The organism is Cellulosimicrobium funkei, assembly GCF_004519295.1.
Taxonomy (GTDB): Bacteria; Actinomycetota; Actinomycetes; order Actinomycetales; family Cellulomonadaceae; genus Cellulosimicrobium; species Cellulosimicrobium funkei.
This window is the reverse complement of sequence record NZ_SOZH01000005.1, coordinates 113,088-127,606: the sequence shown is the minus strand read 5'-3', so window position 1 is coordinate 127,606 and position 14,519 is coordinate 113,088. Positions and strand designations below refer to the sequence as shown.

Sequence of the window (14,519 nt, the reverse complement as noted above, 5' to 3'; positions counted from 1 at the left end):
GCGTGCCGGCCTCGGCGGTCGACACCGGCCGAGCGCAGGCGTATATTCCAAGCGGAATATTCCAGCCGGGCGCGAGCTCCCCACCCGCCGGCCTGCTCCCCCGCCACCCCGTCCCGGAGACCACCGTGACCTCCCCGCGCCTCAGCCCCACGGCGACCCTCGTGCTCGCCGTGCTGCTCGAGCAGCCCATGCACCCGTACGAGATGCTCGTGCGCCTGCGCAAGCGGCGCGACGACCGCCTCGTGCGGCTCAACCCCGGCGCCGTCTACCACGCGGTGGACCGCCTCGAGCGGGACGGCCTCGTCGAGCGCGCGGGCGTCGACCGGGACGGCAACCGGCCCGAGCGGACGCTCTACGCCATCACCCCGGCCGGCGTCGCCGCGCACGACGCCCGCACGCGCGACCTCGTCCGCGAGACGCCGCGCGAGTACCCCGCCTTCCCGGTTGGGCTCGCGCTCGTGCACGACCTCCCGCGCGAGGACGCCCTCGCGCTGCTCCGCGAGCGTCGCGCGGCGCTCGCGGCCGCGATCGACGGGGTGCGCGAGCGCCTTGACGACGTGGTCGCGCGCGGCCTGCCCCGCCGCTACCTGCTCGACGCCCACTTCGAGCTCCACCAGACCCGGGCCGAGATCGCCTGGCTCGACGCGACCGTCGCGGACGTCACGTCCGGCTCGCTGAGCTGGACCGAGGAGCCCGGGCCCGCGTTCCGCCACTCCCGCACGACCTCACCTCAGGAGTCCTCGTGACCACTCCCGCCCCGGGCACCGGCCCGGCCCCGGCACCCGCCGAGGCCGGCTCGCGCGTCGTGCCCCTCGTCGACCTCCACGGCCGCAGCGCCTGGAGCATCCTGCCGCCGCTCATCCTCGGCTTCTTCATGATCATGGTGGACACCACGATCGTGAACATCGCGGTCCCCACGCTCCAGCGCGAGCTCGACGCGTCGCTGGTCGCGGTCGGCTGGGTCAACAGCGCCTACCTGCTCTCGTACGCGGTGCTGCTCCTGCTCGCGGGTCGCCTGGGCGACAGGTACGGGCCCAAGCCGGTGTTCGTCGTCGGCCTGGCGGTGTTCACGCTCGCGTCCGCGTGGTGCGGGCTGTCGGGCTCGATCGGGATGCTCATCGCCGCCCGCGTGGTCCAGGGCGTCGGCGCGGCGCTCATGACGCCGCAGACGATGGCCATGATCACGCGCGTGTTCCCGCCGCGGCAGCGCGGCGCCGCGATGGGGCTGTGGGGCGCGACGGCGGGCGTCGCGACGATCGCCGGCCCGCTACTCGGCGGGCTGTTCGTCGAGTCGTGGGGCTGGGAGTGGATCTTCTTCGTCAACGTCCCGGTCGGGGTCGTGGCGCTCTGGCTCGCCCTGGTGCGGCTCCCGCGGCTCGCGACGAACAAGCGCTCGTTCGACGTGGTCGGCGTCGTGCTGTCCGTCGTCGGGCTCTTCGCGGTCGTCTTCGGGCTCCAGGAGGGCCAGACGTACGACTGGGGCACGATCACCGGGCCGGTCACTGTGTGGGGCGTGATCGGCGTCGGCCTGCTCGTGCTGGCCGCGTTCGTGCTGTGGCAGCGCCGGCTCGGCGACGACGCGCTGCTGCCGCTGCGGCTCTTCCGCTCGCGCAACTTCTCGCTCGCGAACGTCGCGGGCATGTCCGTGTCTTTTGCGATGATCGGCATCTTCTTCCCGCTGACGATCTTCCTCCAGTCGATCCTCGGGCTGTCGCCCCTGCACGCCGCGCTCGTGAACCTGCCGGGCTCGCTCGTGTCGGGGATCGTCGCGCCGCTCGCCGGCCGCCTGTCCGATCGCGTGCCCGCGAAGTGGGTCGTCGCGACGGGGTTCGGCGTCCTCGCGGTCGCGATCGGCTGGCTCGCGGCGGTCGTCGGGCCGGGCGTGTCGGTCGTGACGATCGTGCTCCCCATGACGCTGTTCGGCATCGGCACCGGGTGCGTCTTCTCGCCGCTCGCGAACCTCGCGACGTCGGGCCTCGACCACCGCACCGCCGGGGCGGGCGCGGGCGCCTTCAACACGACGCGCCAGGTGGGCGGCGTGATCGGGTCGGCCGCGATCGTCGCGACGCTCACCGCGCGCCTCGCGGTGACTCTCCCCGCGGCCGCGCGGGACGCGGCGGCCTCGCTCCCCGAGCAGTTCCGCCAGCAGTTCGTCGACGGGTTCGCGAACGCGGGGTCGCTCCAGGGCGGCCAGGGCGGGTCGTTCGACCTCCCGCCGGGCGTGCCCGACGACGTCGCGCGCCAGGTCACGGACGCCGCGACCACCGCGCTCCACCAGGGCTTCGCGACCGCCGTCGGGCAGACGCTCGCGGTCACGGCCGTGGTGCTCGTCCTCGGGTTCGTCGCCGCGATCGCGATGGCGCCGAAGCACGTCGAGCACTGACCTGTCCGGGATCGACCCGACCGTCACGACGCCGGCCCCCGGAGGACCGGTCTCGGACGCTCAGGTCGATCTCGCGCGGCCCGCGGGTGCGGCCTCCGCGTGAACGGGGGGTTAAACCTCGCGCGGAGGCGTGTCGGGGGTGGTGACCCGAATCACACGGGCGTAGTTTCGAGGAGACGGACGGCACCTTCGCCGTCCTCCGGGAGGCCAGCCGATGGGGTTCACGCTCCGCTCAGGAGGGCCGGCACCGGCGCTGCTGAGCCGTGGCACCCACGGCCCGACGGCCGGTCGCCCGCCTCGCCCAGAGAGAGAACGGCGCGCGTGCGCCGGAGGGGAGCCCTCGTGGTCCATTCCTCACCCACCCCCGGTACCTCACCCACACCGCAGGACGACGCACCGGACGGCGCGCGCCGCACGTTCGTCGTCGACACGTCGGTCCTGCTGAGCGACCCGCGCGCCATCGGGCGGTTCGCCGAGCACGACGTGGTCCTCCCGGTCGTCGTCATCACCGAGCTGGAGGCGAAGCGCCACCACGCCGAGCTCGGCTACTTCGCGCGCAGCGCGCTGCGCATGCTCGACGACCTGCGGGTCAAGCACGGCCGGCTCGACGCCCCGATCCCCGTCGGCGACGTCGGCGGGACGCTGCGCGTGGAGCTCAACCACACCGACCCGGGCGTGCTGCCGGCCGGGTTCCGGCTGGGGGACAACGACACCCGGATCCTCTCCGTCGCGGCGAACCTCGCGGCCGAGGGTCACGACGTCACGGTCGTGTCGAAGGACCTGCCGATGCGTGTCAAGGCGTCGGCCGTGGGCCTGCGGGCCGAGGAGTACCGGCACGAGCTCGCCGTCGACTCGGGCTGGACCGGCATGGGCGAGATCTCGTTCACCGACGCGGAGGCGGCGGCGCTCTGGGAGCACGAGTCGGTCGAGCTCACGAGCCTGGACCCGGCGGTCGTCGAGGCGGCCGGCCCGCTGCACTGCCACACGGGTCTCGTCGTGCACTCGCCGCGCGGGTCCGCCCTCGGGCGCGTCACCGCGGACAAGCACGTGCAGCTCGTGCGCGGCGACCGCGAGGTGTTCGGGCTGCACGGGCGCTCCGCCGAGCAGCGCGTCGCGATCGACCTGCTGCTCGACGAGAGCGTGGGGATCGTCTCGCTCGGCGGGCGGGCCGGGACCGGCAAGTCGGCCCTCGCGCTGTGCGCCGGGCTGGAGGCCGTCATGGAGCGCCGGCAGCACCGCAAGGTCATGGTGTTCCGGCCGCTCTACGCCGTCGGCGGCCAGGAGCTCGGCTACCTGCCCGGCTCCGAGGCCGAGAAGATGAACCCGTGGGCGCAGGCCGTCTACGACACCCTCGGGGCGCTCGTCTCGCCGCAGGTGCTCGACGAGGTCATCGACCGCGAGATGCTCGAGGTGCTCCCGCTCACGCACATCCGCGGGCGCTCGCTGCACGACGCGTTCGTCATCGTCGACGAGGCGCAGTCGCTCGAGCGCAACGTCCTGCTCACGGTGCTGTCCCGCATCGGGCAGTCGTCGCGCGTCGTCCTCACGCACGACGTCGCGCAGCGCGACAACCTGCGCGTGGGCCGGCACGACGGCGTCGCCGCGGTCATCGAGGCGCTCAAGGGCCACCCGCTGTTCGCGCACGTCACGCTCACGCGCTCCGAGCGCTCGCCCGTGGCGGCGCTCGTCACGGAGATGCTGGAGTCGATCGAGGTCTGACCCGCCGCCGAGGTAGAGGCCTGGTCATGACCGGGCCTCTACCTCGCGGTGCCAGGCCTCTACCTCGGCGGACCGGGGGTCTCGCTCGCGCGGCGGCGGGTCCGCGGGTGGACGAGGACCACCGCGAGGACGCCGACGACGGCGCCCAGGACCGTGTCGAGCGCGCGGTCGAGCGCGAGCGCCGACGGGTCGGCGGGGTGCGCGAGCGAGGTCATGAGCAGCGCCATGGGCGTGATGGTGAGCATCGCGAGCCCGTAGTGGCGCCCCACGATCGTCTCGGTGACGGTCTGGAGCACGACGACGACGGCGGCCGTCCCCCAGAACCCGAGCGGCGCGGCGAGCAGCGGCCAGGCGAGGAGCGCGCCCGCGACCGTGCCGGCCCCGCGCTGCAGCGCCCGTACGACGGCGTGGCGCGTCGACTCGCCCTGGAGCACCGCGGTCGAGCCCATGGTCGCCCACGCCGCGTGCCCGAGGCCGGCGACGGCGGCGACCGCACCGGCGACGAGCCCGGCGACGCCGACGCGCACGGTCGGGAGCCGCCAGGGTCCTGCGGCCCGGGACCGTGCCTGGGCGCGCAGGGTCGTGCGGACCGCCGGGCCGGTGTCGCCGCGCGGCGCGCCGCTCGCGTCGAGCGCCTCCTCGACGGCGTCGAGCTCTGCGGCGAGCGCGGGGACGGCGGGCCGCGTCCGCCACCAGGACGCGTCGTCCGCGAGGACGTCGCGCGCCCGGGCGACGGCGCCCCGGGCAGCATGCGCGGCGTGCCGCGGGGCCCCGGGCCGTTCGGCGGCGCGCACGGCGTCGGCGGCGCGGCGGACGGCGAGGCGCGCGGGCGCCGTCGGGCGGACGAGCACGCCGGCCGTGCACACGAGCCCCGCGAGGAGCGCGCCGAACGCCGCCGCGAGCGCGCGCGGCCCGATGTCGGCGAGCGTCGGTGCGCCCGCGAGGCCCGCGCCCGCGGCGAAGACGACGATCGTCGCGCCGGGCGGGCCCGTGCGGACGAGGAGGCAGAAGGCCGTGGCCCCGGCGGCGAGGAGCGCGACGGCGGCGGTCGTGACGAGCGCGGGCGTGCCCGTCGCGGCGAGGAGCGTGAAGGCCGCGATCGTGCCGGTCATGAGCGTGCCGACGGTCGCGAGGAGCGTGGCCCGACGCCGGTACGGGTCGTACCGCCCGTAGAGCGACGTGAGCGCGCCGAGCGACGCGAACGCCGCGAGGTCGGGGCGCCCGAGCAGGCCCGGGACGGCGATCGCGGGCGCGACCGCGGCGCCGCAGCGCAGCGCGGCGGCGACCGTCGCGTCGGCGGGGCTCACGCGCAGGGCGTCGCGGAGGTGGGCGGCGTCGAGGACGTCCTGGGCGGCGGCGCGCACGGGCGCGAGCGCCGGGCGGGCGGGGGAGGAGAGGCGCATCGACGAACCAGCCTAGCGGTGATTCCTCGGTGTTTCACCAGTGAAAGAGTGTGAGGCCCGCCCTATCCTGGGTCCGTGGACTACGTCGACCGCGTGCGCGCGGAGTGGGCTGAGCAGCGGCCGGACCTCGACACCGCGACGTCGGCGGTCGGGGCGCGGCTGCGTCGCGTCGCGGCGCTGCTCGAGGCGGCGCTGGAGCGCTCCGCGGCACGGCACGACGTCTCGCGCGCGGAGTTCGACGTGCTCGCGGCGCTGCGCCGCGCCGGGCGGCCGCTGCGTGCGGGCGAGGTCACGACGATGACCGGCGCCCCCGGCGCGTCGATCACCAAGCGCCTCGACCGGCTCGAGCGCGCCGGACTCGTCGAGCGCACCGTCGCGGAGCGCGACCGGCGCGGCGTCCTCGTCGCGCTCACCGACGCCGGGACGGCGCTCGTCGACGAGGTCTTCCCGCAGCAGCTCGACCGCGAGCGCGCGGCGCTCGTCGACCTCGACGAGGCCGAGCGCGCCGAGCTCGCGCGCCTGCTCGCCGTCGTGCTGCGCCGCCTCGACCCCGTCGACTACTGACGTCCTCCCGCACGACCCGGGGACGACGAAGGCCGGGCGGAGCGGGTCGTCCCGCTCCGCCCGGCCTCGTGGACCCGGGTCGCGGACGCTCAGGCCTGCGGCGGGCGCGTCATCGACAGGACGTCGAGCGCCTCGTCGAGCTGCGCCTCGGTGACCTCGCCGCGCTCGACGAAGCCCAGGTCGATCACGGCCTGGCGGACCGTGAGGCCTTCCTTGACGGAGTGCTTCGCGACCTTCGCCGCCGCCTCGTAGCCGATGACGCGGTTGAGCGGCGTGACGATCGACGGCGACGACTCGGCCAGCGCGAGGGCGCGCTCGACGTTCGCCGTGATGCCCGCGACGGTCTTGTCCGCGAGGACGCGCGACGCGTTCGCGAGGAGGCGGATCGACTCGAGGACGCCCTGCGCGATCACGGGGATCTGCACGTTGAGCTCGAACGAGCCCGACGCGCCGGCCCACGCGACGGTCGCGTCGTTGCCGACCACGCGCGCGGCGACCATGAGCACGGCCTCGGGCACGACGGGGTTGACCTTGCCCGGCATGATCGAGCTGCCCGGCTGCAGGTCCGGGATGAAGATCTCGCCGAGACCCGTGTTCGGGCCCGAGCCCATCCAGCGCAGGTCGTTGCAGATCTTGGTGAGCGAGACGGCGATCGTGCGCAGCGCGCCCGAGAGCTCGACGAGGCCGTCGCGCGAGGACTGCGCCTCGAAGTGGTCGCGCGCCTCCGTGAGGGGCAGGCCCGTGTCCTCGACCAGCAGCGCGATGACGCGCTGGGGGAACCCGGCGGGCGTGTTGATGCCGGTGCCGACGGCGGTGCCGCCGAGCGGGACCTCGGCGGCGCGGGGGAGCGCCGACTCCAGGCGCTCGACGCCGTAGCGGATCGCGGCGGCGTACCCGCCGAACTCCTGGCCGAGCGTCACGGGCGTGGCGTCCATGAGGTGCGTGCGGCCCGACTTCACGACCGTCGCGAACTCGGCGGACTTCGCCTCGAGCGCCTCGGCGAGGTGGCCCAGCGCGGGGACCAGGTCGCGCACGACCCCGGCCGTCGCGGCGACGTGGACCGACGTGGGGAACACGTCGTTCGAGGACTGCGACGCGTTGACGTGGTCGTTCGGGTGCACGTCGCGCCCGAGCGAGCGCGTCGCGAGCGTCGCGAGGACCTCGTTCGTGTTCATGTTCGACGACGTCCCGGACCCCGTCTGGTAGACGTCCACCGGGAAGTGCGCGTCGTGCGCGCCCGACGCGACCTCGTCGGCCGCGGCGACGATGGCGGCGGCGACGTCCTCGTCGAGCACGCCGAGCTCCGCGTTCGCGCGGGCCGCGGCCTTCTTCACGCGGGCGAGCGCCTCGATGTGGCCGCGCTCGAGGGGGGTGCCGGAGATGGGGAAGTTCTCCACCGCGCGCTGCGTCTGCGCGCGGTAGAGGGCCTGCGCGGGCACGCGCACCTCGCCCATGGTGTCGTGCTCGATGCGGTACTCGGTCGTCGGTGCGGCCGTCCCGGCGGCGGCGCCGGGAGCCTCGGGAGATGCAGTCATGGGGCCATCCTGCCGCACCGCGCGCCGGCCCCCGCAACCCGCGTGAGCGAGGTCACGCGGGCTGCGGGGAGGGTCGTGCGCGGGTCGGCGGGCGCTGCCCCGGCGACGAGCGCGCCGGGGCAGCCGCGCAGCCCGGGCCGTGGGGTCAGGCGTCGGCGCGGGGCTGCTCGCCGACGTCGCCCACGACGTCGACCAGGTGCGCGCGGCCCTCGGCGAAGTCGTACTCGACGCCGACGATCGCGCAGCGGTCCTCGGCGACGGCCGCGGCGAGGCCGGCCGAGTAGGAGTGCAGCATGTCGACCGTGTTGCGCACGTGCTCGCGGCGCAGCACGGCGGGGTCGAGGTTCTCCAGCGTGCCGTTCCCGGCGCCCGTGATCTTCGCCACGGAGGGGATGACGCGGTCGACGACGGCCCGGACGAACCCGTTCGCCTGCGCGCCCGTCCGCAGGGTCTCGACCGCCGCGCCCACGGCACCGCACGAGTCGTGCCCGAGCACCACGACGAGCGGCGCGGACAGCACCTCGACGCCGTACTCGATCGAGCCGAGCACCGTGGTGTCCACCACGTGCCCCGCCGTGCGGACGACGAACATGTCGCCCAGGCCCTGGTCGAAGATGATCTCCGCCGCGACGCGGGAGTCGGAGCAGCCGAACAGGACCGTGTGCGGGTGCTGCGCGGCCGACGTCTCGCGCCGTCGGTCCGCGCCCTGCGACGGGTGCAGCGGGGCGTCGGCGACGAAGCGGTCGTTCCCGGTCCGCAGCGTCGCCCACGCCTCGGCGGGGGTGAGCGAACGGACCGGCTGTGCGGGGGCGGGAGAGGTCATGGCTCCCATCATCGCGCAGGTCGGGGCGTGCTCCGCGTGCCCGTTCGCATGGCGGGCCGCGCCGGGGGGCGGTATCCATGGAGGGTGACACCCCCGGTACTCGGGGAAGCGCGACCGAGGGGAGCTGACGTGCGCCGACGCACCCGAGCGCTCGCCGTCCTGGTCGCCGCGGGGCTCGTGGCGCCGCTCGCCGCGTGCGGCCCGGGCGACGACGGGACGCCGGAGCTCACGTGGTACATCAACCCGGACAACGGGGGCCAGGCCGACATCGCGGCGGCCTGCACCGAGGCCGCCGGGGGCGCGTACCGCATCACGACCGAGCTTCTCCCGCGCGACGCGGCGTCGCAGCGCGAGCAGCTCGCCCGCCGCCTCGCGGCGAAGGACTCGTCGATCGACATCATGAGCCTCGACCCGGTGTTCATCGCCGAGTTCGCCGAGGCGGACTTCCTGGCCCCCGTGCCCGACGACGTCGCGCAGGCGACGACGCAGGACGTGGTGCAGGGCGCGATCGACGCCTCGACGTGGAAGGACGAGCTGGTCGCCATCCCGTTCTGGGCGAACACGCAGCTCCTCTGGTACCGCAAGTCCGTGGCCGAGGCCGCCGGGCTCGACATGTCGCAGCCCGTCACGTGGGAGCAGATCATGCAGGCGGCCCAGGACCAGGACAAGCTCCTGGCCGTCCAGGGCGCCAAGGCCGAGTCGCTCACGGTGTGGATCAACGCGCTCGTCGAGGGCGCGGGCGGCCACATCATCGACAACCCCGAGGCCCCGGCCGACGAGGTGAAGCTCGGTCTGGACACGGACGCGGGCAAGGCTGCCGCAGAGATCATCGGCGGCATCGGCACCTCGGGCGTCGGCGGGCCGGGCCTGCCGAGCGAGGACGAGCCCGCGTCGCTCACCAAGTTCCAGGGCGACCGCGGGTCGTTCATGGTGAACTGGCCGTTCGTCTGGTCGTCCACCCAGAGCGCCGTCGAGGCCGGGTCGCTCGACCAGGCGCTCCTCGACGACATCGGCTGGGCGCTGTACCCGCGCACGACGGAGGGCGAGGACGCCCGTCCGCCCTACGGCGGCATCTCGCTCGGCATCGGCGCGTTCGGCAAGCACACCGACCTCGCCTACGAGGCGGCCCAGTGCATCGTGAGCCCCGAGAACCAGGCCGAGTACTTCGTCACCAACGGCAACCCGGCCGCGAGCATCAAGGCCTACGACGACCCGGACGTCCAGAAGGCGTTCCCCATGTACGACGTCATCCGCGACTCGCTCGACCAGGCGGCGCCGCGGCCCCAGACGCCGTTCTACAACGAGGTCTCCACGGGCCTCCAGCAGACGTGGTACCCGCCCGCGTCGGTCGACCCCGACACGACGCCGCAGGAGTCCACCGAGTTCATCACCGCCGTCCTGCGAGGGGAGCGACTCCTGTGAACGCCGGACCCCCGACCGAGCCCGCACCCCGCGGCCGGCACGCCACCACGCCGTCGACCGCGACCGAGGACGCCCCGCCGCGCGGCGGGGCCGCTCCCCGGTCGGGGTCGCGCGGCGCGCCGGACGCCGCCGCCAAGGCCGCGCGCAGCGACCGCTCGCGGGCCGAGGCCCGCCTCGGCTGGTACCTCGCCGGACCGGCGTTCGTCGTCATGCTCGCCGTGACGCTGTACCCGATCCTCCAGGCCGTCTACGACTCGCTCTTCAACTACAAGCTCACCGCGCCGGACGACCGGTCGTTCGTCGGGCTCAACAACTACGTCGTGATCCTCACGGACTCCGTGTGGTGGCGGGACCTCGGCGTCACGCTCTTCATCACGGTCGTCACGGTCGTCATCGAGCTGATCCTCGGCTTCGCCCTCGCGCTCGTCATGCACCGCGCGATCAAGCGCCTGCGCGGGCTCCTGCGCACCGCGATCCTCGTGCCCTACGGCATCATCACGGTCGTCTCGGCGTTCGCGTGGTTCTACGCGTTCGACATCACGTCCGGGTACGTCAACCACTGGTTCGACTGGGTGCCGGGCGTCGGTCCCGACCTCAACTGGTTCGCGCAGCAGGGCACGAGCCTGTTCGTCATCATCGCGTCCGAGGTCTGGAAGACGACACCGTTCATCTCGCTCCTGCTCCTCGCCGGCCTCGCGCAGGTGCCGGGCGACCTGGAGGAGGCCGCGAAGGTCGACGGCGCGACCGCGTGGCAGCGGTTCACCCGCGTCATCGTGCCGAACATGAAGGCCGCGATCATGGTGGCCGTCCTGTTCCGCGCGCTCGACGCGTTCCGCATCTTCGACAACGTCTTCATCATGACGAACGGCGCCAACGGCACCGAGGTGCTGTCGCTGCTGGCCTACCGCACGTCGATCGGCCAGCTCCAGATCGGCATGGGCTCCGCGATCTCCGTGCTGCTGTTCCTGTGCGTCGTGCTCATCTGCTTCATCGCGATCAAGCTCTTCAAGGTGGATCTCGCCGGCGCGAGGGGGGAGAAGTGATGGGCAGCGTCCTCAGCACCAAGGCCAAGATCTGGTGGGCGGTCATCACGGTCGTCGTGCTCGTCGGGGCGCTGTTCCCCGTGCTCTCGATCTTCATGACGAGCTTCAAGGGGCCCAGCGACATCAACTCCGGGACGTTCCTGCCGCCGCAGTGGAGCACCACCAACTACGAGCAGATCCTCGCGTCCGGCGGGTCCGCGCAGGAGCTGTTCCTGTCCGCGCTGCGCAACTCGATCGGCATCTCGCTCATCGCGACGGTCATCGCCGTCGTGCTCGCCACGCTGTGCGCCTACGCGATCGCGCGCCTGAACTTCCCGGGCAAGCGCCTCATCCTCACCACGGCGCTCGGCGTGTCGATCTTCCCCGTCGTGTCGATCGTCACGCCGCTGTTCAACCTCTGGCGCAACATCGGCCTCTACGACACCTGGCTCGGCCTGATCATCCCGTACCTGTCGCTCACCCTGCCGATCTCCATCTGGACGCTCGCGGCGTTCTTCCGCCAGATCCCGTGGGAGCTCGAGCAGGCCGCGCAGGTCGACGGCGCGACGCCGTGGCAGGCGTTCCGCAAGGCGATCGTCCCGCTCGCCGCGCCGGGCGTGTTCACCACCGCGCTCATCGCGTTCTTCATCGCGTGGAACGACTTCGTCTACGGCATCTCGCTCACGTCGACGAGCGCGGCCCGACCGGTCCCGGCGGCGCTCGCGTTCTTCACCGGGGCGTCGTACTTCGAGGAGCCGACGGGCGCGATCTCCGCGGCCGCGGTCGTCGTGACCATCCCCGTGGTCATCCTCGTCGTGCTGTTCCAGCGCCAGATCGTCTCGGGCCTGACCCAGGGGGCGGTGAAGGGATGAGCACCGCGTCCCCGGACCGCCCCGCCCACCACCGCACGCCCTCCCGGTCCGCCGGGCACCGTGCCGCACGCCGAACCCGAGGAGAGAGCTGATGGCGTCGATCACCCTCAAGGACATCGTCAAGCGCTACGGCGACGGCTTCCTCGCCGTGGACAACGTCAACCTCGACATCGCGGACGGCGAGTTCGTCATCCTCGTCGGGCCGTCCGGCTCGGGGAAGTCGACGGTCCTGCGCATGATCGTCGGGCTCGAGGACATCACGGCGGGCGAGCTCGAGATCGACGGCGTGCGCGTCAACGAGAAGGCGCCGCGCGAGCGCGACCTCGCGATGGTGTTCCAGAACTACGCGCTCTACCCGCACCTCACGGTCGCGGAGAACATCGCGTTCCCGCTGCGCCTCGCGAAGGGCAAGCACAGCGAGGAGGAGATCCGGGAGAAGGTCGAGCGCGCGGCCGACATGCTCGACCTGCGCGAGCACCTCGACCGCAAGCCGGCGAACCTCTCGGGCGGTCAGCGGCAGCGCGTCGCGATGGGCCGGGCGATCGTGCGCGACGCGAAGGCGTTCCTCTTCGACGAGCCGCTGTCGAACCTCGACGCCAAGCTGCGCGGGCAGACCCGCACCGAGATCGCGCGCCTGCAGCGCCGGCTCGGCACGACGACCGTCTACGTCACCCACGACCAGACCGAGGCCATGACGCTCGGCGACCGCGTCGCCGTCCTGCGCCGCGGCGTGCTCCAGCAGGTCGCGAGCCCGCGCGGCCTCTACGAGCAGCCGGTCAACCTGTTCGTCGCGGGCTTCATCGGCACGCCGCCCATGAACTTCCTGCCCGGCGAGGTCTCGGGCGGGAAGATCACGCTGCCGTTCGGCGAGTTCGACATGCCGGAGAGCATCGCGACGGCCGTCGGCGACCGCGGCCTGGTGATCGTCGGCCTGCGGCCCGAGCACTTCGAGGACGCGCGGCTCGTCGACCCGGCGAAGAAGGACCGGGGCCACACGTTCGAGGCGCAGATTGACGTCACCGAGTGGCTCGGCGCGGAGCTCTACGCCTACGTCCCGTTCGAGATGCACGAGTCCGTGAAGGGGCAGCTCGACGAGCTGGACCGCGAGCTCGACGGCGAGGGCGTGCGCACGCAGTTCGTCGTGGCGCTCGACTCGGCGTCGCGCGCGCGGGACGGCGACGTGACGGACCTGTGGTTCGACCCGACGAAGATGATGATCTTCGACCCGGAGACGAGCGAGAACCTCACGCGCGACACCGCGGAGGCCGAGCGCATCGAGCAGGAGAACGTCGAGGACCGCAAGCGCTCCCTGGAGCGGGCGCAGAAGCAGGACGCGCAGGTCTGACGCAGGTCTCGGCCGCCCGGGCTCGTGCCCGGGCGGCCGAGGCGTGCCCAGCCTCGTGGCCGCGCTCGTGCCCAGCCTCGTGGCCGCGCTCGTGCCAGCCTCGTGGCCGCGCTCGTGGGCGGGCTCGCGGGCACGGCCTCGGAGCGGTGACCGGGCTCAGGCGGGGGCGAGCTCCGCGCGTCGCGGCGGGTTGGCCCCGGCGCGCGAGACGGTGACGGCGGCGACCGCGACGCAGCGGCGCAGCACGTCGCCGAGCACGGTGGCGTCGATCGCGCGCAGCGCCTCGCGCCGGTCCGCGCCGAGCAGGCCGGCCTCCCACAGCCCGTCGAGGAGCGCGCCCATGAACGAGTCGCCCGCGCCGACGGTGTCGACGACCTCGACGCGCGGGGCCGTGACGCGCTGCTCGCCGGCCGCGGTGACGGCGACCGCGCCCTCGCCGCCGAACGTCACGACGACGAGCGCCGGCCCCAGGGCGAGCCACTCGCGCGCGACGGCGACCGGGTCCGCGCCCGGCGCGAGCCACGCCACGTCCTCGTCGCTCACCTTGACCACGTCGGCGAGCGCGACGAGCGCCTCGATGCGGGTGCGCGCGTCGGCGGGGTCGCCCATGAGGGCGGGCCGGGCGTTGGGGTCGTAGGTGATCGTCGCGGTGTCGCGCGCCGCGGCGACGAGCGCGCGGACGTCGGACGCGCCGGGCTCGAGCACGGCGGCGATGGAGCCCGTGTGCACGGCGAGCGTGCCGGCGTCGGGAGCCGTGCCCGCGGGGACGCGCCACTCCAGGTCGAACTCGTACGTGGCCGCTCCGTTCGCGTCGAGGTGCGCGGTGGCGACGCTCGTCGTGGGGGCGTCGGTGCTGCCGGGCGTGAGGGTCACGGCCGAGTCGTCGAGCCACGCCCGCACCGCCTCGCCGTGCGCGTCGTGCCCGAGCCACGTGGCGAGCCGGGCGTCCCGCCCGAGCCGGCCGAGCGTGAGCGCGACGTTCGCGAGGCTGCCCCCGGGGTGCTCGGCGACGCTGCCGTCCGCGCGGTGCACGACGTCGACGAGCGCCTCGCCGACGACGAGGACGTGCCCGGCGGGCGCGGCGGCGGGCTGGGCGGGGTCCGTGCTCGTGCTCATGCGTCGTCTCCGGTCGGATCGTCGAGGTCGGTCGTGCCGCGTGCCGTCGCGTCGTCCTGCGAGCGTGCCGCGTCGAGGCGGGCGCGCGCGCCGTCGAGCCATTCCTGGCAGCGCGCGGCGAGCGCCTCGCCACGCTCCCAGAGCGCGAGCGAGTCCTCGAGCGGCTCGCCCCCGGCCTCCAGCCGGGCGACGACCTGCACGAGCTCGTCGCGCGCCTGCTCGTACGAGAGCGTCGACACGTCGGACGTGACAGCGTTGTCAAAGGAAGTCACGGCAGTATTCAACCCCATCTGTGCGTCGTGGCCCGACGGTCGT

General features: G+C 73.9%; 13 protein-coding genes. 8 read left to right on the top strand and 5 right to left on the bottom strand.

Annotated elements, in window-relative coordinates:
* Positions 1-125 precede the first annotated feature (125 nt).
* The 3 genes from E1O70_RS09195 (at position 126) to E1O70_RS09185 (ending at position 4,102) form a co-directional block, all read left to right on the top strand.
* Positions 126-746: a PadR family transcriptional regulator gene (locus E1O70_RS09195; protein ID WP_061266973.1), complete on the top strand. Its 621-nt coding sequence runs from the start codon at positions 126-128 to the stop codon at positions 744-746.
* Entirely contained in the window at positions 743-2,383 is a 1,641-nt protein-coding gene (locus E1O70_RS09190) for a DHA2 family efflux MFS transporter permease subunit (protein WP_082774265.1), read from the top strand. The genes E1O70_RS09195 and E1O70_RS09190 overlap by 4 nt, the downstream gene beginning before the upstream one ends.
* Positions 2,384-2,725: 342 nt before the next feature.
* A complete protein-coding gene (locus tag E1O70_RS09185; protein WP_061266974.1) occupies positions 2,726-4,102 on the top strand; it encodes a PhoH family protein in 1,377 nt (458 codons plus the stop codon).
* Positions 4,103-4,161: 59 nt separating this feature from the next.
* On the opposite strand, the gene E1O70_RS09180 is transcribed toward E1O70_RS09185, so the two are convergent.
* A complete protein-coding gene (locus E1O70_RS09180) occupies positions 4,162-5,505 on the bottom strand; it encodes an FUSC family protein (protein WP_167496862.1) in 1,344 nt (447 codons plus the stop codon).
* A 75-nt stretch (positions 5,506-5,580) separates the two neighbouring features.
* On the opposite strand from E1O70_RS09180, the gene E1O70_RS09170 reads away from it, so the two are divergent.
* Complete coding sequence (locus E1O70_RS09170) at positions 5,581-6,069, top strand: MarR family winged helix-turn-helix transcriptional regulator (RefSeq protein ID WP_061267618.1); 489 nt, start codon at positions 5,581-5,583, stop codon at positions 6,067-6,069.
* A gap of 89 nt (positions 6,070-6,158) precedes the next feature.
* On the opposite strand, the gene E1O70_RS09165 is transcribed toward E1O70_RS09170, so the two are convergent.
* Both E1O70_RS09165 and E1O70_RS09160 read right to left on the bottom strand, forming a co-directional pair.
* On the bottom strand, positions 6,159-7,604 hold the full coding sequence (locus E1O70_RS09165; RefSeq protein ID WP_061267619.1) for a class II fumarate hydratase: 1,446 nt from the start codon (positions 7,602-7,604) through the stop codon (positions 6,159-6,161).
* A 145-nt stretch (positions 7,605-7,749) separates the two neighbouring features.
* A complete protein-coding gene (locus E1O70_RS09160) occupies positions 7,750-8,427 on the bottom strand; it encodes a carbonic anhydrase (protein ID WP_061267620.1) in 678 nt (225 codons plus the stop codon).
* Positions 8,428-8,556: 129 nt separating this feature from the next.
* Between E1O70_RS09160 and E1O70_RS09155 the strand changes: the two genes are divergently transcribed.
* The 4 genes from E1O70_RS09155 to E1O70_RS09140 all read left to right on the top strand — a co-directional run bounded on the left by E1O70_RS09155 (position 8,557) and on the right by E1O70_RS09140 (position 13,088).
* Positions 8,557-9,849 carry a sugar ABC transporter substrate-binding protein gene (locus E1O70_RS09155; RefSeq protein ID WP_043659768.1) on the top strand — a complete coding sequence of 431 codons (1,293 nt, stop codon included), beginning with the start codon at positions 8,557-8,559 and terminating at the stop codon, positions 9,847-9,849.
* The gene (locus E1O70_RS09150; RefSeq protein WP_082774421.1) at positions 9,846-10,892 is read left to right on the top strand and encodes a carbohydrate ABC transporter permease; all 1,047 of its coding nucleotides are present in this window, start codon (positions 9,846-9,848) and stop codon (positions 10,890-10,892) included. The genes E1O70_RS09155 and E1O70_RS09150 overlap by 4 nt, the downstream gene beginning before the upstream one ends.
* Complete coding sequence (locus E1O70_RS09145; protein ID WP_061267621.1) at positions 10,892-11,743, top strand: carbohydrate ABC transporter permease; 852 nt, start codon at positions 10,892-10,894, stop codon at positions 11,741-11,743. Before E1O70_RS09150 ends, E1O70_RS09145 begins: the two co-directional genes overlap by 1 nt.
* A gap of 91 nt (positions 11,744-11,834) precedes the next feature.
* Positions 11,835-13,088: an ABC transporter ATP-binding protein gene (locus tag E1O70_RS09140; RefSeq protein WP_021482413.1), complete on the top strand. Its 1,254-nt coding sequence runs from the start codon at positions 11,835-11,837 to the stop codon at positions 13,086-13,088.
* 156 nt (positions 13,089-13,244) lie between these two features.
* Here the strand turns inward: E1O70_RS09140 and E1O70_RS09135 are convergent, their stop codons facing one another.
* Positions 13,245-14,204, bottom strand: coding sequence for a carbohydrate kinase family protein (locus E1O70_RS09135; protein ID WP_061267622.1), 960 nt, complete (start codon positions 14,202-14,204; stop codon positions 13,245-13,247).
* Complete coding sequence (locus tag E1O70_RS09130) at positions 14,201-14,494, bottom strand: exodeoxyribonuclease VII small subunit (RefSeq protein WP_061267623.1); 294 nt, start codon at positions 14,492-14,494, stop codon at positions 14,201-14,203. The genes E1O70_RS09135 and E1O70_RS09130 overlap by 4 nt, the downstream gene beginning before the upstream one ends.
* Positions 14,495-14,519: the final 25 nt, after the last annotated feature.